The sequence below is a fragment of the uncultured Methylobacterium sp. genome, from assembly GCF_964242245.1.
Taxonomy (GTDB): Bacteria; Pseudomonadota; Alphaproteobacteria; order Rhizobiales; family Beijerinckiaceae; genus Methylobacterium.
Window position 1 is genome coordinate 1 of record NZ_CAXTBY010000080.1, and the last position, 18,995, is coordinate 18,995.

Below are 18,995 nucleotides of genomic sequence, written 5' to 3' on the forward strand. Positions count from 1 at the left end.
GCCGCCGCCGCCGCCTGCGCCGCCGAGAGCGGCACCCGCGGGTGGTCGGGATCGAGCGGCGGTGCCGCGGGCTCGGGGGTCAGCGCCACCGCCTCCAGGGCCCCGTCGTCGATCAGGCCGTCAACCACGGAGAGCGACACCTCGGCCTCCTTGGCCAGCGCGCTCTTGCCCCGCACCGCCCCGTCGGCCGCAACCGCGAGAACCTTGCCGCGGGCCCGGGTCGGGCGGGCGGGGGGCTTGCCCGTCGCCCGCACCCCGACGCGCACGGTCTCCGCCGCCGCGCCCTCGTCGGGCAGGCGCAGCACCAGGGCGAGCGCCGAGCCCTTCGGCGCCAGGGTGTAGCGCGCGATCCAGTCGACGAGCTCGCGCAGCGGCTCCGACAGGGGCGGCACGCCGATCGGCCCTGTGACGGGCCGCAGGTTCGAGCCGCCCGCCGCTTCCGACACGGCCCAGACCACGCCCACCGTCTCGCGCGGCCCGAGCGGCACCTGCACCACGTCGCCGGGCGTCAGATCGAGCCCGGCCGGGACGGCGTAGCTGTAGGCGGTGTCGATCGCCAGCGGGATCAGGATCTCGGCGACGTGGGGCATGAGGCTCGGCTGACGCGGCGCGTTTGTTCCGGTTCCGTACCAGAATTCGGGCCGCTCGCCCATCGAGCGGCCCACGGATCGCGGCCTCACCGATGCGTCGCCGAACCTGCCGGGCTCTCGCAAGTTGTCGGTGCTCGTGGGGCCTCGACGGCCCGCCAACCGGAGCCTTCCATGGACATCGCCGCCGACACCGTCACCGAGATCATCCTGCGCCTGCGCGCGGTCGAGGTGAAGGAGGGCGCCACCGACCCGGATTCCGGCTCGAACGCCATCGACGACGGGGCGACCGACGTGCTCACCTCCGGCACCGACGACGCCACGGAGTCGGAGGTCCGCGGCATGATCGCCGGGCTCAACGACGACGAGCGCGCCGACCTGCTGGCGCTGCTCTACGTCGGGCGCGGCGACATGGAGCCGGAGGAGTGGGGCGAGGCGGTGAGCTTCGCCCGCGAGCGCATGGCGGCCGGGGACGGCGCCGTGAAGACCCTGCTCGGGACGCCGGATGCGGGCGACTTGCTCGAAGAGGGCATGGCGGCGCTCGGCATCACCCCGGACCTGCCGCAGGGCTGACGCCCTACTCCTCGCCGTCGTGCAGCGCGTAGAAACCTTGGGCCGAGACGCCGCCCTCGTCGAGCATCATCCGCTCGCGGGCGCGCAGCGTCTCGGTCTCGCTCTTGAGCTGGCCGCAGGCGGCGAGGATGTCGCGGCCGCGCGGGGTTCGCACCGGCGAGGCGTAGCCGGCGTCGAACACGATCTCCGAGAAGCGCTCGATCCGCTCCCAGTCCGAGCACGCGTACCGGCTGCCGGGCCAGGGATTGAACGGGATCAGGTTGATCTTGGCCGGTATCCCCTTGAGCAGGCGCACGAGTTCGCGCGCATCCGCGTCCGCGTCGTTGACGCCCTTCAGCATCACGTACTCGAAGGTGATGCGCCGGGCGTTGGTGAGGCCGGGATACTCCCGGCAGGCGCGCATCAGCTCGGCGATCGGGTACTTGCGGTTCAGCGGCACGAGCTCGTCGCGCAGGTCGTCGCGCACCGCGTGCAGGGAGATCGCCAGCATCGCGTGCGCCTCCTCGCCGAGCCGCCGGATCTGCGGCACGACGCCGGAGGTCGAGACCGTAATGCGCCGCCGCGACAGGGCGAGACCCTCGGGGTCCGACATGGTGGCGACGGCATCGATCACGGCATCGAGATTGTAGAGAGGCTCGCCCATGCCCATGAACACGACGTTGGTGACGAGCCGCCCCACCTCGCCGGTCCCCGAGGCGTCGCGGGACGGGATCTGGCCGGGCCAGTCGCCGAGCGCGTCGCGGGCGACGATCACCTGCGCCGTGATCTCGGCCGCCGTCAGGTTGCGCACGAGGCGCTGCGTGCCGGTGTGGCAGAACGCGCAGGTGAGCGTGCATCCGACCTGGGACGAGACGCACAGCGTGCCGCGATCCGGACCGGGAATGTAGACGCACTCGATCTCGGCGCCGCGGTTGTGGTCGTGCCGGCCGGTGGCCGCCATGCGCAGCAGCCACTTGCGGGTGCCGTCGCGCGAGACCTGCTGGGAGACGACCTCCGGACGGTCGAGGGTGTAGGCGTCGGCGAGCCGCGCCCTCAGGGCCTTGCCGACGTTGGTCATGTCGTCGAAGGACCGGGCGCCGCGCACGTTAAGCCAGTTCCAGAGCTGGCCCGCGCGCATCCGGCTTTCGCGCTCGGGCACGCCGAGGGCGATCAGCCCGCCCTTCAGCGCCGCGCGCGGGAGGCCGACGAGCGAGGCGCGCCGCCCCGGCACGGGTTCGGATTGGGCCTCCGGCGCCTTCTCGATGCCGGGGAAATCGCCGCCCGCGCGCCGGGCGGTGTCGGACGCCGTCGCCATGGTCTTGCCGGTGCCTTCGGAGGTGTGAAGTGCCGTATCTAGGCGATCCGACGGCGGAACGCGAATGCGTGTCCGGCATGCCGGGACCCTGCGATCCGGGAGGGCCCGCGTTCGGGCCGCCGAGCCGGATGTGCGCCCGCGCACGCACGGGCCCTGCCCCATGCGTGGCCGTCTTGGCGCGCCGCGCGTCCGCGTCCACCTATGCGCCGCAACGGGGGGCTTCATCGACGGCGCAGCGCCGCCCCACCTCCGCGACAGGATGCTTCATGCCCTCATTGCTCGACCCGATCCGCATCGGCGCCATCGCGGCGCGAAACCGCGTCTTCATGGCGCCGCTCACCCGCGGCCGCGCCACCCGCGCCCACGTGCCGACGCCCCTGATGGTGGAGTACTACGCGCAGCGCGCGGGCGCCGGCCTGATCCTCACGGAGGCCACCGGCATCAGCCGGGAAGGCCTGGGCTGGCCCTACGCGCCGGGGATCTGGTCCACTGAGCAGGTCGAGGCCTGGAAGCCGATCGTGCGCGCGGTCCACGACCAGGGCGGGCGCATCGTCTGCCAGCTCTGGCACATGGGCCGGCTCGTCCACCCCGATTTCCTGGACGGCGCGCCGCCGGTCTCGCCCTCGGCGAGCACGGCGCCGGACGCCGCCCACACCTACGCGGGCAAGAAGCCCTACGCCGAGGCCCGCGCCCTCGACCTCGCCGAGATCCCGCGCCTGCTCGACGATTACCGGCACGCGACACGCAACGCCCTGGCTGCGGGCTTCGACGGCGTGCAGGTCCACGCGGCCAACGGCTACCTCATCGACGAATTCCTGCGCGACGGCGTCAACCGCCGCACCGACGCCTACGGCGGCGCGATCGAGAACCGCGTCCGCCTGCTGCGCGAGGTGACGGAGGCGGTGGCCTCCGTCGCGGGCAAGGAGCGCACCGGCGTGCGCCTCTCGCCCAACGGCCTGATCCAGGGCACGGACGACTCGAACCCCGAGCCGCTGTTCGTCGCCGCCGCCAAGGCGCTGTCGGAGCTCGGCATCGCCTTCCTCGAGATGCGCGAGCCCGGACCCGAGGGCACCTTCGGCACGGCCAACCACCCGCCGATCGCGCCGGCGATGCGGCGCGTGTTCCACGGGCCGCTGATCCTCAACTCGGATTACGATGGCCGCTCCGGGCAGGCCGCCCTCGATGCCGGCCACGCCGACGCCATCGCCTTCGGCCGGACCTTCATCGCCAACCCCGACCTGCCCGCGCGCATCGCCGCCGACGCGCCGCTGCAGAAGGACGTGGCGCAAACGTGGTACAGCCAGGGGCCGGAAGGCTACGTCGATTATCCGGCCCTCGCCGCGGCGGGGCAGGCCTGAGGCGTTTTCGCGGTCATCCCATGACTTCGACCTCGGCCTGCGCCGAGACCGAGCACGGCCGCTCCGATCAGGCCCGCTTTCGCCTGATCGTGCTCGATTTCGACGGAACGCTCGCCGACAGCTTCCCCTGGTTCTGCGGCGTGCTGAACGGGGTCGCCGACCGCTACGGCTTCCGCCGGGTAGAGGCGCACCAGCGCGACGACCTGCGCGCGCTTCCCGCGCGGGCGATCATCCGCCGCCTCGGCGTGCCGGCCTGGAAGCTGCCGATGATCGCCCGGCACATGCACGGGCTCGCCGCCCGCGACATCGCCGAGATCCGCCTGTTTCCGGGAATCACGCCGATGCTGACGGCGCTGTCGGAGCAGGGGACCGCCCTGGCGCTGCTCAGCTCCAACACCGAAGCCAACGTCCGCCGGGTGCTCGGGCCCGCGAGCGCGGCGCGGATCGACCACGTCGCCTGCGGCGCCGCGCTCTTCGGCAAGGCGCGGCGCCTCGGCACGCTGCTCCGCCGCGTAGGGGTCGCGGCGGCCGACGTGCTGTGCGTCGGCGACGAGATCCGCGACCTGGAGGCCGCCCGCGCCGTCGGATGCGCGTTCGGGGCGGTCACGTGGGGCTACACCAGCGCGGCGGCGCTCGAAGCAGCAGAGCCGGATTTCCTGTTTCGCGCGCCGGCCGACATCCCGCTCGTCGTCCGGCCGGATCGGGGCCGAACGAGGCGGTGACCGAAGTCTCAGAGCCCGCGGTTGGCCCCCGGCACGATGCTCGTGCCGCTGCCGCTGCCGAACGGCTCGTACCGGGTCAGGCCGCGGAAGAGCTGGCTGATGAAGGCGCGGTCGGCGCCGCTCGTCGGGGTGGTGCGCTCGATGAAGTCGAACACGCGCCCGTCCTGCAGTCCGTAGAGGGCGACGCGCTCCACCTTGAAGCCGGGGGTGAAGTACACCGCCGTGACCTTCTGGTCCTCGACCTGCTCGCCGAGGAACAGGACCGTGCGGCTGGTGTTCTGGCTGATGTAGTACCAGGACTTGTTGCCGACGGTGGAGACGGTGGACGGCGTGCCCAGCGTCTGCAACACCTGCTCAGGACTCATGCCGGGCTTGACCGTGGCGAGCGCGGCCTGATCGATCTGGTAGCCGTGGCGCAGCTCCTCGCCGATGCAACCCGACAGGCCGAGGCCGAGGAGGCCGAGGAGGCCGAGACGCGCGAGGGACGGGACGGGACGGCGCGACATCGAGCACCCTTGGACTGGCTTACGGGACGGGGCGCAGGCGGGCCGCGTCGAAACGCGACCCTGGAACGCTTCCGGCAGCGGTTGCACCTTGACCGCGGGTTGCCGTACCGCGGGGTTATGGCTTTGACAAGGCAAGCTCGGCCGGAAGGCCGGGCACAACGCGAGGGCCTCCCGGGCGGCCCGGGGTGGAGCGCATGATCAGCCGATTCTTCCGCCGCGGCGACGCGCGGCGCCAGTCCATCGAGACCCTGCACGTGCGCATCAACGCCGCCTCGCGGCAGGCCGCGCTCTATGCCGGGCTCGGCGTTCCCGACAGCGTCGAAGGGCGCTTCGAGTGCCTGATCCTCCACGTCATCCTCGTGCTGCGGCGGCTGAACCGGCTGCCGCCGCCGGCCGCCGACGTGGCGCAGGACCTCGTCAACTCCGTCTTCCTCCAACTCGACGCCTCCTTGCGCGAGCTCGGCGTCGGCGATTTCGGCGTGCCCAAGCGCATGAAGAAGCTCGGCGCCGCGTTCTACGGGCGCGCCTCCGGCTACGACGGGGCGCTCGACGCGAGCGACCTGCCGGCCCTGCGCACGGCGCTCGCCCGCAACGTGCTCGGCAGCGAGGCGGCCGGGGCGGCGGCCGGGCTCGGCGACTACGTGCAGGCGGCCGATGCCGCCCTGGCGCAGGCCGATCTCGACGCCCTGCTGGGGGAAGGCCCCCGCTTCCCCGAGCCGGACGGCTTCGTGGCAGCCGCCGAGGCGGTTCGATGAGACGCGACGACAACACGCCCCCGCCGCTCTCGCGTCCGATGAACGTCGCGCGGCTGGCGCCGGGGGAGGATTCCGTCACCGTCGAGGCGACGTCGGCCGAATGCGACGCGCTCGCCGCGGACTTCCGCATTCCCGGCATCCGCGACCTGTCCGGCCGCTTCGCGGTCGACGGCCCGACGCGCTGCCTGCGCGTCACCGGCACCGTGACGGGAACCGTGACGCTCGTCTGCACCGTGAGCCTGGAGCCGTTCGAGGCCCAGGTGTCCGAGCCCGTGGAGGTCGTGTTCACCGACACCGACCAACTCGCCGGCACGGATGCCGACATCCCGGACCCGATCGTCGGCGGGCGCATCGATTTCGGGGTGCTCACCGCCGAGTTCCTGGCACTCGGGATTCCGGCGTATCCGCGCAGGCCCGGCATCGCGTTCGAGCCGGTTCGGGCGGGTGAGGACGCCAAGCCGTTCGACGCCCTGCGCAAGCTGCGTCCCGACGAGCCGTGAGGCGCGGCGTCCGGCCGGACGGCGGGTCCGCCTGAAACCCTTCGCCCTCAGAATTCGTTTGCCCGGCGGGGCGGGATCGCTATTTTCCGCCGCGCCGGTCCCGGCACCCGCCCGTCGCGCACCCCGCGGCCGGCGCTCCGTCCGCACGAAAGGCCGCGACCCGCCCGACATGTCCCAACGCGTGTGCATCTCGCTCGACGCCATGGGCGGCGACCACGGACCGTCGACCGTCGTGCCGGGCGCAGCCCTTGCCCGCGAGCGCCATCCGGGCATGACCTTCCTGATCTTCGGGGACGAGGCGCTGATCGCCCCCCTCGTGGCGCGGGAGCCGAGGCTGACGGATGCCGTCGAGATCCGCCACACCGCTTACGCCGTCGCCATGGAGGACAAGCCGAGCCAGGCGGTGCGCCAGGGCCGCGGCAAGTCCTCGATGTGGCGGGCGATCCAGGCGGTGAAGGACGGCGAGGCGGATGCCGCGGTCTCGGCCGGCAACACCGGCGCGCTGATGGCGATGTCGAAGATCTGCCTCAAGACCATGGCCGGCATCGAGCGCCCGGCCATCGCCTGCCTGTGGCCGACGGTGCGCGGCGAGAGCGTCGTGCTCGACGTCGGCGCCACGCTGGGCACGGATGCCGAGCACCTCGTCGAGATGGCGGTGATGGGCGCCGCCATGGCGCGCATCGTGTTCGACCTCGACCGGCCGACGGTGGGTCTCCTCAACGTCGGCACCGAGGAGATGAAGGGCAACGAGGCGGTCAAGGAGGCCGCCCGCCTGCTCCGCGAGAGCGAGCTGCCGAATTTTTCCTATCACGGCTTCGTCGAGGGCAACGACCTCGGCCGCGGCACCGTCGACGTGGTCGTCACGGAAGGATTCACCGGCAACATCGCCCTGAAGACCGCGGAAGGGACCGCCAAGCAGATCGCGGCCTACCTGCGCGCGGCGATGACCCGCACGCTGTCGGCCAAGATCGGCGCCTTCCTCGCCCGGCAAGCGTTCCAGGCGCTGAGGGACAAGATGAACCCGAGCCGGGCCAACGGCGGCGTGTTCCTCGGGCTGGAGGGCATCGTCATCAAGAGCCACGGGTCCGAGAACGCGCAAGGGTTCGCGTCCGCCGTCGACCTCGCCCACGACATGGCGCGCCACGACCTGATGCGCACGATCCGCGACATGCTCGACCAGACGCCGACGCTCACGCCTGCCTGAGGCGGGCTGAGAGGATCGACCCGGCGGATTAACCCGATGGAGAGCGGGACGAGGCAGGTTTAACAACCGAGGGTTGTTTCATCCGTCTCGACCCTGGAAGGAAACCGATGCCAGCCTTGCGTTCCGTCGTCGTCGGCACCGGCTCGGGGCTGCCTGAGCGGGTGGTGACCAACGCCGAACTGGCCGAGCGGGTCGACACCTCCGACGCCTGGATCATCCAGCGCACGGGCATCCGGCAGCGCCACCTCGCGAGCGCCTCCGAGACCACCTCGGTGCTCGGCATCCGCGCGGGCCGCGCCGCGCTCGACGATGCGGACCTCGCCGGGGACGACATCGACCTCGTGATCTGCGCCACCTCGACGCCGGACCACACCTTCCCCTCGACCGCGACGCAGATCCAGGCGGCCCTCGGGATCACCCGCGGTGCGGCTTTCGACCTCCAGGCGGTGTGCGCCGGCTTCGTGTTCGCGGTCTCGACCGCCGACAAGTTCCTGGTCACCGGCGCCGCGCGGCGCGCGCTGGTCGTCGGCGCGGAGACCTTCTCGCGCATCGTCGACTGGGAGGACCGCACCACCTGCGTGCTGTTCGGCGACGGCGCCGGCGCGATCGTGCTGGAGGCGCAGGACGGGACGGGCGCGCCGACCGACCGCGGCGTCATCAGCGCCAGCCTGCGCTCCGACGGGCGCCACCGCGAGAAGCTCTTCGTCGACGGCGGCCCGGGCTCGACCGCCACGACGGGCCACCTGCGCATGGAGGGCCGCGAGGTGTTCCGCTTCGCCGTCGGCTCCGTCATGGACGTGATCGTCGACGCGCTGGAGCAGGGCGGTGTCCGGGCTGCCGACCTCGACTGGTTCGTGCCGCACCAGGCCAACCGGCGCATCATCGAGGCGTCGGCCGACAAGCTCGGCATCCCGCGGGACCGGGTGGTGGTGACCGTCGACCGGCACGGCAACACCTCGGCGGCCTCGATCCCCCTGGCCCTCGACGTCGCCCGCCGCGACGGCCGCATCCGCAAGGGCGACCTCGTGATGATCGAGGCGATCGGCGGCGGGTTCAGTTGGGGCGCGGCGCTGATCCGCTGGTAGCGGCCCGGAACGCGGACATTTCGCACGCCGCCCCGGTTGACCCAGGCTTGGCCGCCGATTAGCGTGGTGAATCATAGGGATACGCCGGAAAACGGCGCGTCCGCGCGAGAACCGTGGGGATCGAGGCATGACGGGCAAGACGGTGACGCGCGCCGATCTGAGCGAGGCCGTCTACCAGCAGGTCGGCCTGTCCCGGACGGAATCCGCGGCGCTGGTCGAGACCGTGCTGTCGGAGATCTGCGCCTGCCTGTCCGACGGCGAGACCGTCAAGCTGTCCTCGTTCGGCTCCTTCGTCGTGCGCAGCAAGGGCAAGCGCGTCGGCCGCAACCCGAAGACCGGCGTCGAGGTGGCGATCGAGCCGCGGCAGGTGATGGTGTTCAAGCCCTCCAACGTGCTGAAGGCCCGGATCAACGGGATGAACGGCGCACACGCCGACGACTGATTCTCCCGCGTCGGCCCTGACCTGGACTGGGACTCGCCCATGGCGCTCGCTGCCGTTGCCGTCGACGATCGTCAGGTCCGGGATAAGCGCCCCGGTGCGTTCCGCACCATCACCGAGGTCGCCGAGGACCTCGACGTGCCCCAGCACGTGCTGCGCTTCTGGGAGACGCGGTTCTCGCAGATCCGGCCGACGAAGCGGGCCGGCGGCCGGCGCTATTACCGGACCGGCGACGTCGAACTCGTTGCCGGTATCCGCCACCTGCTGCACGTGCAGCGCTACACCATCGAGGGGGCACAGCGCGTCCTGAAGGAGAACGGCATCCGCTTCGTGCAGGCGGTCGGCCGCGGCGAAGCCGTCGCCGCGGCCCCCGTGGTGCACGAGACGGAGGCGTCGGGACGGGACGGACCGCAGGCGCCGATGGGGGCCGCAGCGCAGCGCAGACCCGACGCGGCGGACGATCCCGCCCGCACCGCGCTCACGGACGTGCTGCGGGATCTTCACGCCTGCCGGGCGGCGCTGGCGGGATTGCGCACCGTGCCCGATGCCTGACGTCCATCGGCCGGCAAGCCCTTGCCGGAGCGGCGTCTTCGGTCGCGTCGCGGTCCCGTCTCGCGGGGACGAAGCCTCGAACTTTGCGGATCGGACCGCGTTGAACGCCGCATGAGCGCCCCCAGCCGCCGGATGACCCCGACCCAGGAGTTGACCAGCCGCGTCATGCGGATCGTTCGGACCTGCCCGAACGCCGCGTCCGAGGTGCTGGAACTGATGTTCCTCGTCAGCCAGATCGAGGCCGCCACGCAGGTCGACCGTGAATACCGCGATGCCCGGCGCGTCATCAGCCGCCTGCGCAACCCGCTCTGGGAGATGGGACCGGGAGACCGGGACACCCTGCTCCAGGCAGCCGAGACGATCCGCCGGGTTTGCCGGCTCGCAGAGGCTGACATCCCCGTGACCCCGATCTCGGACGCCGGCGAGCGCGCCCGGATCGAGCAGCGCCTCGCGGCGGCGCTGGCGGGCGAGTTCGACGGCCGCCAGATCGCCCGCGTCACCGGGATCGTCGCCGCAGCCCTCCAGGAATAGTCGCCTCGGCGTCCCCGAGGCCCGTCGCCGGACGCGATGCCCTCGACGCGGGAATGCGGCATCCCCACATCGTCGCGGCCGGCTGACACGGTGCGCGTCGCGACTCCGTGCCAAGAGAAGCTGAGCCGAGAGAATCGGAGATACGCCCGTGCCCGCCATCCTGCCTGCCATCCGCCCCGTCGTCGCGCTCCTCGCGGGCGCCTTCCTCGCCGTGCCGGCCGTGGCGCAGACCACGATCACCAAGAGCGAGACGGTCGCCACCGGCAAGACCGTGCGGATCGCCATCGTCCCGAACCTGAAGAAGGACTGCTCCGCGGGGCCGATGCCGGAGTTCAAGGTCTCGGGCGCCCCCAAGAACGGGGCGCTCATCACCAAGGTCGGCAAGCAGAAGACGCCCGGCTCCTATCGATGCCCCAACAAGGAGGCCGCAGTTCAGGGTCTGTTCTATCAGCCCAAGGCCGGCTTCACGGGCGCCGACGAGGTCACGTTCGAAATCAAGAACTCGGACGGCCAAGTGCAGACGCAGAACATCAAGATCACCGTCGAGGCCGCGCCCTCCAAGAAGGATACGGATGCCAAGAAAGACAGCACCGATCTCTGATCCGGAGCAGACGAAGGATGCCGGTGCGTATTTTTCAAGCTGTGGCCGGCGCGCGCGTCGATCGAATTCGGGCGGCTTGACTTCGCCCGCTCGGGCATTCGCCTGCACGAGTGTTGCATCCTTCACACGCCGTATCGCTGCGTTCGCCGCACTGCGACAAATGCGGGCCTGTCGGTTGCATCTCAGGCAGGACAGGATGAAGCTGATGACGGTCTGAGAGGGTTATCGAATGCCGATGCATGCGACCAACGACCTTTTCCAGAGCTTCGCCCGCGGGTACGAGGCGCGCCGCGACACGGAGATGACCCTCTCCGAATTTCTCGACGCCTGCCGCGACGAGCCGCTGATGTACGCGAGCGCTGCCGAGCGCATCCTCGACGCGATCGGCAAGCCGGAGTTCATCGACACCTCGAAGGATGCCCGCCTCGGCCGCATCTTCATGAACCGGACGATCCGGACCTACCCGGCCTTCCATGAGTTCTTCGGCATGGAGGAGACGATCGAGCGGATCGTCTCGTTCTTCCGCCACGCCGCGCAGGGGCTGGAGGAGCGCAAGCAGATCCTCTACCTGCTCGGCCCGGTCGGCGGCGGGAAGTCGTCGCTCGCCGAGCGCCTCAAGGCGCTGATGGAGGTCCACCCGGTCTACGTGCTCAAGGCCGGCAACGAGGTCTCGCCGGTGTTCGAGAGCCCGCTCGGGCTGTTCGACCCGGAGACCATGGGCGAGGAGATCCAGCGCCGCTACGGTGTCCCGCGCCGGCGGCTGACCGGCCTGATGAGCCCGTGGGCGCTCAAGCGCCTCGACGAGTTCAACGGCGACATCGCGCAGTTCAAGGTGATCAAGGTCCGGCCCTCGCGCCTGCGCCAGATCGCGATCGCCAAGACCGAGCCCGGCGACGAGAACAACCAGGACATCTCCTCGCTCGTCGGCAAGGTCGACATCCGCCGCCTCGAGACGCTGTCGCAGGCCGACCCCGATGCGTACTCCTACTCGGGCGGACTGAACCGGGCGAACCAGGGCATCCTCGAATTCGTCGAGATGTTCAAGGCGCCGATCAAGATGCTGCATCCGCTGCTCACCGCGACGCAGGAGGGCAACTACGTCGGCACCGAGAACATCGGCGCGATCCCCTTCACCGGCGTGATCCTCGCCCACTCGAACGAGTCCGAGTGGCAGACCTTCAAGACCAACAAGAACAACGAAGCCTTCATCGACCGCATCTACGTGATCAAGGTGCCGTACTGCCTGCGCGTGCAGGAGGAGCAGCACATCTACGAGAAGTTGATCTCGGGCTCGGAGCTTTCCGAGGCCGCCTGCGCGCCGGGCACGTTCGAGATGCTGTCCCGGTTCTCGGTGCTGTCGCGCCTGCGCGAGCACGCCAACTCGAACGCCTTCTCGAAGATGCGCGTCTACGACGGCGAGAGCTTGCGCGAGGTCGATCCCCGCGCCCGCTCGATGCAGGAGTACAAGGATTCGGCCGGCGTCGACGAGGGCATGGACGGGATCTCGACCCGCTTCGCCTTCAAGGTGCTGGCCGCGACCTTCAACCACGACACCACCGAGGTCTCGGCCGACCCGGTCCACCTGATGTACGTGCTCGAGCAGTCGCTGCGCCGCGAGCAGCTCCCGCCCGAGACCGAGAAGCGCTACCTCGAATTCATCAAGGGCGAGCTGGCGCCGCGCTACGCCGAGTTCATCGGCCACGAGATCCAGAAGGCCTACCTCGAATCCTACCACGATTACGGCCAGAACCTGTTCGACCGCTACATCGACTACGCCGACGCCTGGATCGAGGACCAGGACTTCAAGGACCCCGACACGGGCCAGCTGCTCAACCGCGAGCTCCTCAACCAGGAGCTGACCAAGATCGAGAAGCCGGCCGGCATCGCCAACCCGAAGGACTTCCGCAACGAGGTGGTGAAGTTCGCGCTTCGCTCGCGCGCGCAGCACGGCGGCCGGAATCCGTCCTGGACGTCCTACGAAAAACTGCGGGAGGTGATCGAGCGGCGGATGTTCTCCCAGGTCGAGGAACTCCTGCCGGTGATCTCCTTCGGCTCGAAGAAGGATGGCGACACCGAGAAGAAGCACGGCGAGTTCGTCGACCGGATGGTCTCGCGCGGCTACACCGAGCGGCAGGTGCGCCGCTTGGTCGAGTGGTACATGCGGGTGAAGCAGGCCGGGTGAGGCTCCGTCTCCGCGCGGAGGCACGAATCCGACCCACACCCGCCACAGTTTCGGACGACCGGCCGGCCATGAATGCCGGCCGGCTCTTGCGGGCGGGGACCTGATCACCGGATGCACATCGTCGATCGACGCCTGAATCCCGGGGGCAAGAGCCTCCCCAACCGGCAGCGCTTCCTCCGCCGCGTCAAGGACGTGGCCCAGCGCGCCGTGCGCGAATCGGCCCGCGAGAAGGACATCAAGGATCTCGGCAAGGACGGCAGCGTCACCGTGCCGGCCGACGGCGTGCGCGAGCCGCGCTTTTCGCGACAACCCGGCTCGGGGCTTCAGGACCACATCCTGCCCGGCAACAAGACCTACGTGGAGGGCGACCGCATCGAGCGCCCGCCGGGCGGCGGGGGCGGCCGCGGCTCCGGCGAGGGCGGGGAGGGCGGCGAGAACAGCGAGGATGCCTTCCGCTTCGTCCTCACCCGTGACGAGTTCCTGGAACTGTTCCTTGAGGATCTGGAGCTTCCGGATCTGGCCAAGCGCCGGCTCGCCGTGGTCGAGACCGAGGGGATGCGCCGGGCCGGCTACACCGTCACCGGCTCGCCCGCGAACCTCGCGCTGACCCGGACCCTGCGCAACTCGATGTCGCGGCGCATCGCCCTCAAGCGCCCGAAGCCCGACGAAGTCGCCGACTTGGAGGCTCGCATCGCGGGGATGCGCGAGGGCGACCCCGAACTTCCCGATCTCCGGATCGCCCTGCAGGCCTTGCGCGAGCGCACCCGGCGCATCCCCTACGTCGACCCGATCGACCTGCGCTACCGCCGCTTCGAGCCCTATCCGCGCCCGATCGCGCAAGCCGTGATGTTCTGCCTGATGGACGTGTCCGGCTCGATGACCGAGCACATGAAGGATCTGGCCAAGCGGTTCTACATCCTGCTGCACATCTTCCTCACGCGCCGCTACCGGCACGTGGAGATCGTCTTCATCCGCCACACCGACCGGGCGACGGAGGTGGATGAGGAGACCTTCTTCGGCTCGCGCGAGACCGGCGGGACGCTGGTGTCCTCCGCGCTCGTCGAGATGAAGCGCATCATCGCCGAGCGCTACGACCCCAACGACTGGAACATCTACGCGGCGCAGGCGTCGGACGGCGACAACGTGTCGAGCGACGGGCCGACCTCCACGGAACTCCTGCGCGCCCACATCCTGCCGGCCTGCCAACACTTCGCCTACCTCGAAGTCGGCGACGAGAATGGGCCGCGGGCGGGCTTCGTCGAGCACCGCACCACCCTGTGGCGCACCTACGAGGCGATCGCGAAGGCCGGCGGCCCGATCGCCATGCGCAAGGTGAACCACCGCCGCGAGATCTACGCCGTGTTCCGCGAACTGTTCGGCCGCAAGGCCGCGCGGGCGGAGGCCGAGGCGTGAGCGGTTTCCGCACGCGCGCGGCGAATCCCTCCCCCCTCTGCGGGGGAGGGTGGCCCGCGAAGCGGGTCGGGAGAGGGGAGCACCCTGTCCGGAACCGGCGCACCCCTCTCCCGACCCTCGTTGACGCGAGGGCCACCTTCCCCCGCATGGGGGGGAGGGAAGATCCGTCCCGCGGACACGGCCGGAACCATCCGATTGATCGGGAGGCTGCATGACGCTCGTCAAGGCACGAACTCCGCAAATCATCTCCGGCGGCCAGAAGCCCTTGTTCACCGGCAACGACTGGGACTTCGACACCCTCCGGCGCATCCACGACGCCTGCGAGGCCATCGCCGGGCCGGAACTCGGCCTGTCCTGGTACCCGAACCAGATCGAGATCATCACCGCCGAGCAGATGCTCGACGCCTACGCCTCGATCGGCATGCCGCTGTTCTACAAGCATTGGTCGTTCGGCAAGCACTTCGCCCAGCACGAGGCCGGCTATCGCCGCGGCCTGATGGGGCTCGCCTACGAGATCGTCATCAACTCCGATCCGTGCATCTCCTACGTGATGGAGGAGAACTCGGCGACGATGCAGACGCTCGTGATCGCCCACGCCGCCTTCGGCCACAACCACTTCTTCAAGAACAACTACCTGTTCAAGCAGTGGACCGACGCCGAGGGCATCCTCGACTACCTCGACTTCGCCAAGACCTACATCACCCGCTGCGAGGAGCGCTACGGCCATCAGGCGGTGGAGCAGGTGCTGGACGCCGCCCACGCCCTGATGAGCCAGGGCGTGCATCGCTACCCGCGCAAGAAGCGGCCGGACCTCGCCTCCGAGCAGCGCCGCGAGCGCGAGCGGGTCGAGCACGGCGAGCAGATCTACAACGACCTCTGGCGCACCCTGCCGCAGAAGGCCGGCGCCGTGCGCGCCGACCTCGCGGCTGACCGCCGCCGCGCCCTGCTGGAACTGCCGCAGGAAAACATCCTCTACTTCCTGGAGAAGGTTGCCCCGCGTCTTCAGCGCTGGCAGCGCGAGATCCTGCGCATCGTGCGGCTCGTCGCGCAGTACTTCTACCCGCAGCGCCAGACCAAGGTGATGAACGAGGGCTGCGCCACCTACTGCCACTACCGGATCATGAACGCGCTCTCCGAGAAGGGCCTGATCGGCGAGGCGGCCTATCTCGAATTCCTGCAGTCGCACACCAACGTCATCCGCCAGCCGAACTACGACGACCGCAGCTACAGTGGCCACAACCCCTACGCGATCGGCTTCGCGATGATGCAGGACATCGCCCGCATCGTGGAGCAGCCGACCGCGGAGGATCGCCAGTGGTTCCCGGACATCGCCGGCACCGGCGACGCGATGGCGGTGCTGCGCGACTGCTGGGCGAACTACCGCGACGAGAGCTTCATCGCGCAGTTCCTCTCGCCGAAGCTGATGCGCGACATGCGTCTGTTCCACGTGGTCGACGACCCCGAGGACTCGGACCTGCACGTCGCCGCGATCCACGACGAGCGGGGCTACCGCAAGATGCGCCGGTCGTTCGCCCGCCAGTACGACGTGGCATGGCTCGATCCCGACATCGAGGTCATCGACGTGGATCTCGAAGGCGACCGCCGCCTGATCCTGCATCACAAGGCGCTCAACAAGATCACCCTGCAGAAGGACGACGCCAAGCGCGTGCTCCAGCACTTGGCCGATCTGTGGGGCTACGACGTGGTGCTCAAGGAGGTCGAGCCAAGCACCGGCGCGGTCCTCGGCGAGCACCACGCCAGCGCCCGTCCGATCTTCTTCTGAAGCCTCACCGCTCCGGATCGGACAGGGTGCGCAGGACGTCGGCCATCAGCGGGCGGGCGCCCGGCTCGGTCTGCACGCAGGCGTGCTCCAGGGCGCGAAGCGCCCGCGTCCCCGGGTCGGGTCGACAGCGGTCCAGGAGCTCGCCGAGCAGCAGCCCCCAGGCGCGCACCTCGACCCGTTGCAGGGCGGCGCCGGCCTCGCCCGCCGGCAGGGTCGAGGCCGCGCCGAAATCGCTGAGCACCGCCGCTCCGGCGCTGCCGTCCCACAGGATGTTGTGGGCGTAGACGTCGCCGTGGAGCAGGTTGCGGGCATGCAGGTGCGCGACCGCCTCGGCGATGCCGCGTGCGAGGCGCGAGGCCGCCGCCGGCTCCAGGCCGAGGCTCGGATCGTAGACGTCGCGGCTGCAGCTCGCCGCGCTCGGCGGTCCTGCGAGCACGCGCCAGTGGGCCGGCAGGAGCGGCATCAGCAACCCGTCCGCTCCGTCCGGATGCTCGCGGATGCGCCCCAGCGCGCCGGTGAGGTGGGGATGGGCGCCGGCCCTCAGGCAGGCCTCCATCTCGCGCTCGGGCAGGCCGTCGCTGGTCATCGCCCCCTTGAACAGCTTCAGCGCGACGGGGTGCGCCGCGCCGGCGCCGCCCTTCCGCCACAGCGCGCGGTGGACGCGGCCCGAGGCGCCCTCGCCCAGGAGTTCGCCCGCCTCGATATCGTTCCAGGGCACGGCGGGCGCACCCGCGAACGGTGCCTCGCCCTCGCCGTTCCCGGCCCAGGACACCCAGGCGAGGCGCGGGAGCGCGGTGAGCCAGGGCGGCAGGGCATCGAGCCGGTTGGCCGCGAGCCGCACCAGTTCGAGGTTGTCCGCGCCGGCCAGGGCGTCCGGCAGGCTGCGCAGGCGGTTCCCGGCCAGCATCAGCTTCTGAAGGCGTGGCCGCGCCCCGAGCGCCGCGGGCAGATGCTCGATCCGGTTGTCGGTGAGGGTCAGCCAGCGCAAGGCGCCGGGCAGCGCCTCGCCCGGGACCTCCACGAGCCCGTTGCCGCGGAATCCGATCTGGCTCAGCGCCGCGCACGCCCCGAGGACGGGGGGCAGGCGCGCGAACCGGTTGCCGGAGCAGAACAGCACGCGCAGCCGGCCCAGCCGGCCGAGATCGTCGGGCAGGGCGGTGAGGCCGTTGCCGGAGAGGTCGAGCACCTCCAGCGTCTCGGCCAAGCCGAGGATCTCGCGCGGGAACTCCGTGAAGCCGCCGCTCAGCCGGAGCGCCCGGGTGCCGGCGAGGTCGCCCCGGCGAAGCGCGTCGAGGGAATCGAGCGTCACGGCCTGCATCGTCGGGCTCTCCTCCGGCACCGCCGGCGTGGTCGCACGAACGCCCGCCCGCCGGCAATCGGAGCCTCGGCTTCGCGCCCGACTGACGATGGGCGGCTCCCGGAGCTCGATCGCGCATGAAAGATAAAAGGCATATGATAGGAATTATTAGATTGACACCGGCACGCTCCTGAGGCATAAGAACCGCACGCTCCGGAAGTGTGACGAGACGGGTCGGGAGGCTTCGGATGGGCGAGCGGTTCAAGCCGGCGCCGCCGGAGGTCCGCGCCGCCGTCGCGCGGCTGATGCGCGAGACGGGCCACAGCGTGCGCGCGATCGCGCTCACCACCGGCCTGTCCGCCTCCACGATCCGCGACTGGAATCGGCAGGAGGGCTGGCGCCCGCTGCGGGTCCGGCGACGGTGCTGGGATGCGGCACTGCCGCGGCTCGCCGCCCTCGAACGCCTCTCCCGCCGAGCGCCCCGCCGGCCTGCGCCGGAGGCCGGGCCCGTGGCCTCGCAGGCGCCGGCGCGGGCGGACGCGGCGCGGGAACCCGCGCACGACACGGAGGGCGGCGCGGCCGACCTGCCGGCGCTCCGCCGGCGGCTGCGCGCCCATGTCGGCCGGCAGATCGCGGCCTTCGACGCGGCGCTCCGCGGCGAGGGCGCGGCGGTGATCGATTCGGCGCGCGTGCTGCGCGACCTCGGCGGCCTCAAGCGGCTGCTCGATGACCTGGACGGGGAGGGCGACGATGGCGGGCACGACGCATCCGGCGCCCCAGGCTCCGCGCGCGACCGCGACCTCGACCTGCCGGCGCTGCGCGAGAGCATCGCGCGCCGCTATGCGCGCCTGTCAGGCGAGCGGCCGGATGGCGGAGTTCCTGGCGCGCCTGCCGGCGCCGCACCTGCTGGCGCTGTCCCGTGACTGGCTGCATCTCGCCCGCGACGACCAGCTTCCGCCGCCTTGGGGACAGGACTGGACCACCTGGGCGGTGATCGGCGGCCGCGGCAGCGGCAAGACGCGCGCGGGCGCCGAATGGGTCGACGCGCTGGCCCGCGGCGACCCGGCCTTCACGCCGGAGCCGGTGGCGCGCATCGCGCTCGTCGGCGAGACGTTTGCCGACGTGCGCGACGTGATGATCGAGGGCCCGTCCGGCCTGCTCGCCCTGCCCGCGCGGGGCCCGCGCCCGCGCTGGTCGCCGAGCCGGCGCCGCCTCGCATGGGCGAACGGCGCGGTCGCCACCGCCTTCTCGGCCGAGGAGCCGGATTCGCTCCGCGGCCCCCAGTTCGGCGCGGCGTGGTCGGACGAGGTCGCCAAGTGGCGCCAGCCCGAGGCCGCGTTCGACATGCTCCAGTTCGGCCTGCGGCTGGGCGCCCGCCCGCGCAACCTCGTCACCACGACGCCGCGGCCGATCCCGCTGATCCGCCGGCTGCTGGCCGACCCGCGCACGGTGGTGAGCCGCGCCCGCACCGCGGACAACGTTGACAACCTCGCGCCGGCCTTCCTCGACGCGGTGGTGGGGCGCTATGCCGGCACCCGCCTCGGGCGGCAGGAGCTCGACGGCGAGCTGATCGCCGACCGGCCCGACGCCCTGTGGACCCGCGACGCGATCGA

The 18,995-nt window shown here is 71.0% G+C and carries 19 protein-coding genes and 1 pseudogene; 16 read left to right on the forward strand and 4 right to left on the reverse strand.

Annotation, left to right across the window (positions count from 1 at the left end):
• Positions 1–590, reverse strand: a pseudogene (locus ACFE8Y_RS15390) (primosomal protein N'); the annotation flags it as partial.
• Between the two features lie 171 nt (positions 591–761).
• Between ACFE8Y_RS15390 and ACFE8Y_RS15395 the strand changes: the two are divergent.
• Complete coding sequence (locus ACFE8Y_RS15395; RefSeq protein WP_375465261.1) at positions 762–1,160, forward strand: DUF3775 domain-containing protein; 399 nt, start codon at positions 762–764, stop codon at positions 1,158–1,160.
• Between the two features lie 4 nt (positions 1,161–1,164).
• On the opposite strand, the gene rlmN is transcribed toward ACFE8Y_RS15395, so the two are convergent.
• Positions 1,165–2,454, reverse strand: coding sequence for a 23S rRNA (adenine(2503)-C(2))-methyltransferase RlmN (rlmN, locus tag ACFE8Y_RS15400; RefSeq protein WP_375465262.1), 1,290 nt, complete (start codon positions 2,452–2,454; stop codon positions 1,165–1,167).
• A gap of 266 nt (positions 2,455–2,720) precedes the next feature.
• Between rlmN and ACFE8Y_RS15405 the strand changes: the two genes are divergently transcribed.
• Both ACFE8Y_RS15405 and ACFE8Y_RS15410 read left to right on the forward strand, forming a co-directional pair.
• Positions 2,721–3,812, forward strand: a complete 1,092-nt coding sequence (locus ACFE8Y_RS15405) for an alkene reductase (protein WP_375465263.1) — start codon at positions 2,721–2,723, stop codon at positions 3,810–3,812.
• A gap of 20 nt (positions 3,813–3,832) precedes the next feature.
• On the forward strand, positions 3,833–4,534 hold the full coding sequence (locus ACFE8Y_RS15410; protein WP_375465264.1) for an HAD hydrolase-like protein: 702 nt from the start codon (positions 3,833–3,835) through the stop codon (positions 4,532–4,534).
• A gap of 8 nt (positions 4,535–4,542) precedes the next feature.
• On the opposite strand, the gene ACFE8Y_RS15415 is transcribed toward ACFE8Y_RS15410, so the two are convergent.
• Positions 4,543–5,040 carry an outer membrane protein assembly factor BamE gene (locus ACFE8Y_RS15415; protein WP_375465265.1) on the reverse strand — a complete coding sequence of 166 codons (498 nt, stop codon included), beginning with the start codon at positions 5,038–5,040 and terminating at the stop codon, positions 4,543–4,545.
• A gap of 194 nt (positions 5,041–5,234) precedes the next feature.
• Here ACFE8Y_RS15415 and ACFE8Y_RS15420 point away from each other — a divergent pair, with 194 nt between their 5' ends.
• The 11 genes from ACFE8Y_RS15420 (at position 5,235) to ACFE8Y_RS15470 (ending at position 16,085) form a co-directional block, all read left to right on the forward strand.
• Positions 5,235–5,795: a ubiquinol-cytochrome C chaperone family protein gene (locus ACFE8Y_RS15420; protein ID WP_375465266.1), complete on the forward strand. Its 561-nt coding sequence runs from the start codon at positions 5,235–5,237 to the stop codon at positions 5,793–5,795.
• The gene (locus tag ACFE8Y_RS15425) at positions 5,792–6,295 is read left to right on the forward strand and encodes a YceD family protein (protein ID WP_375465267.1); all 504 of its coding nucleotides are present in this window, start codon (positions 5,792–5,794) and stop codon (positions 6,293–6,295) included. Before ACFE8Y_RS15420 ends, ACFE8Y_RS15425 begins: the two co-directional genes overlap by 4 nt.
• A gap of 169 nt (positions 6,296–6,464) precedes the next feature.
• The gene (gene plsX / locus ACFE8Y_RS15430) at positions 6,465–7,499 is read left to right on the forward strand and encodes a phosphate acyltransferase PlsX (RefSeq protein ID WP_375465268.1); all 1,035 of its coding nucleotides are present in this window, start codon (positions 6,465–6,467) and stop codon (positions 7,497–7,499) included.
• Between the two features lie 107 nt (positions 7,500–7,606).
• Complete coding sequence (locus ACFE8Y_RS15435; protein ID WP_375465269.1) at positions 7,607–8,584, forward strand: beta-ketoacyl-ACP synthase III; 978 nt, start codon at positions 7,607–7,609, stop codon at positions 8,582–8,584.
• A 127-nt stretch (positions 8,585–8,711) separates the two neighbouring features.
• On the forward strand, positions 8,712–9,026 hold the full coding sequence (locus tag ACFE8Y_RS15440) for an integration host factor subunit alpha (protein WP_375465270.1): 315 nt from the start codon (positions 8,712–8,714) through the stop codon (positions 9,024–9,026).
• A 39-nt stretch (positions 9,027–9,065) separates the two neighbouring features.
• Positions 9,066–9,575 carry a MerR family transcriptional regulator gene (locus tag ACFE8Y_RS15445; protein WP_375465271.1) on the forward strand — a complete coding sequence of 170 codons (510 nt, stop codon included), beginning with the start codon at positions 9,066–9,068 and terminating at the stop codon, positions 9,573–9,575.
• A gap of 111 nt (positions 9,576–9,686) precedes the next feature.
• Entirely contained in the window at positions 9,687–10,106 is a 420-nt protein-coding gene (locus ACFE8Y_RS15450; RefSeq protein WP_375465272.1) for a hypothetical protein, read from the forward strand.
• Positions 10,107–10,266: 160 nt separating this feature from the next.
• Positions 10,267–10,707: an Ig-like domain-containing protein gene (locus ACFE8Y_RS15455; RefSeq protein WP_375465279.1), complete on the forward strand. Its 441-nt coding sequence runs from the start codon at positions 10,267–10,269 to the stop codon at positions 10,705–10,707.
• A 229-nt stretch (positions 10,708–10,936) separates the two neighbouring features.
• Positions 10,937–12,889: a PrkA family serine protein kinase gene (locus tag ACFE8Y_RS15460; protein ID WP_375465273.1), complete on the forward strand. Its 1,953-nt coding sequence runs from the start codon at positions 10,937–10,939 to the stop codon at positions 12,887–12,889.
• 111 nt (positions 12,890–13,000) lie between these two features.
• Positions 13,001–14,302: a YeaH/YhbH family protein gene (locus tag ACFE8Y_RS15465; RefSeq protein WP_375465274.1), complete on the forward strand. Its 1,302-nt coding sequence runs from the start codon at positions 13,001–13,003 to the stop codon at positions 14,300–14,302.
• A 211-nt stretch (positions 14,303–14,513) separates the two neighbouring features.
• Entirely contained in the window at positions 14,514–16,085 is a 1,572-nt protein-coding gene (locus ACFE8Y_RS15470; RefSeq protein ID WP_375465275.1) for a SpoVR family protein, read from the forward strand.
• 4 nt (positions 16,086–16,089) lie between these two features.
• Here ACFE8Y_RS15470 and ACFE8Y_RS15475 read toward each other — a convergent pair whose 3' ends face one another.
• A complete protein-coding gene (locus tag ACFE8Y_RS15475) occupies positions 16,090–17,403 on the reverse strand; it encodes a leucine-rich repeat-containing protein kinase family protein (protein WP_375465276.1) in 1,314 nt (437 codons plus the stop codon).
• Between the two features lie 227 nt (positions 17,404–17,630).
• On the opposite strand from ACFE8Y_RS15475, the gene ACFE8Y_RS15480 reads away from it, so the two are divergent.
• Together ACFE8Y_RS15480 and ACFE8Y_RS15485 are read left to right on the forward strand one after the other, a co-directional pair.
• Positions 17,631–18,305, forward strand: coding sequence for a hypothetical protein (locus ACFE8Y_RS15480; protein ID WP_375465277.1), 675 nt, complete (start codon positions 17,631–17,633; stop codon positions 18,303–18,305).
• On the forward strand, positions 18,250–18,995 hold a 746-nt coding region (locus ACFE8Y_RS15485), incomplete at its 3' end, for a terminase large subunit domain-containing protein (RefSeq protein ID WP_375465278.1). The genes ACFE8Y_RS15480 and ACFE8Y_RS15485, both read left to right, overlap by 56 nt.